The following is a 1,136-nucleotide window of genomic DNA, read 5'->3' on the forward strand; positions in this document are numbered from 1 at the left end:
ACGCCGAAAGTAGTTGGTGGGCAACTGCCTGCGAGGAAAGGAAGCTGCCGTGCTCTTTTTTAATATTCCGGCTTAGCTCAGTTGGTAGAGCGCTTGACTGTTAATCAAGATGTCGTCAGTTCGAGTCTGACAGCCGGAGTAAGGAGAGAGAAGGAAGCCTAGCTTCCTTCTTTTTTGTTTAAGAGGAAAAGATGAAAAAAGGGGAGATCATGAACGCTTGGTCTCCTCTTTTTTGCTTGCCCCTTCTTATTAAGATCTTATCTTAATAAAATCCAATGAGGTCAACTTGAGTAAATATTGGGTACTGACCGCTTTGTCTGAGATAGGATGCTAGTCGTAATGAATGAGTCACTAAGAAGTTTTAGGGAAGGTTAAGCTGAATTATCTGCTTAAACCGCTTTGATCAAGCATGAAAAATTTGGCATTTAGATAATTAGTACGAAGCTTACCTTTATAAGAAAAAAAGAATCTTCTTGAAGATTGCTGGTTGAGTGAGTTGATTATTAACATTTTTGTATACGTTTAAATTCATATTGAACATAAATATATCGGATACCGAATAAGCTAATCATAATTGAGCCTAAGTCTATCTGCATAATTTTCTAACTGAGATCTTTGAATTACTTAGTTGTAATGCAAGGTACTGAGGAAACTTGGCGATAAGTGTAGTGAGGAAAATAAAAGCGTGAAATTGAAATATTATTTGCCAATGCTGCTGCAATTTTAGTGTGGTGTTAAATATTTTGACAAAAAATTGAAAAAGTGTTTTGCAAATAAAGTTCGGTAATTGTAAGCTAAATCGATAATATAAGACTAGAATAAATAAAAAGCTGTTAAAAAGAAAAGTATAAAAGAGAAGCTGGATTACAACACATCCATGTGTTTCATGAATAACTCGAACAAAAGAGGGATTTGCCAAAAAAGAGAAAGTAGGGTAAATTAATAAAGTCGTCTTGAGAGATGACGAAGAGCTCGAGAGCTTTAAAAAAAGTTTTTGAAAAAAAGACTTGCAAAGTTAAAGCAAAACGAGTAATATATTTAAATGTCGTCAGGCGAGAGCCGAGGCGACGAAAAATAAATCAAAAAAGTTCTTGACAAAGGATTTGAGATTTGATAAAATATAAAAGCCGTCTGGT

At 34.8% G+C, this 1,136-nt stretch carries 1 tRNA gene; it reads left to right on the forward strand.

Annotated features, from left to right (window positions below):
* Positions 1-66: 66 nt before the first annotated feature.
* Positions 67-139 (forward strand) — tRNA-Asn (locus CP368_RS10055).
* The last annotated feature ends 997 nt before the right edge of the window (positions 140-1,136 follow it).

Source organism: Lactobacillus sp. UMNPBX17 (assembly GCF_002553735.1).
GTDB classification, from domain to species: domain Bacteria; phylum Bacillota; class Bacilli; order Lactobacillales; family Lactobacillaceae; genus Lactobacillus; species Lactobacillus gallinarum.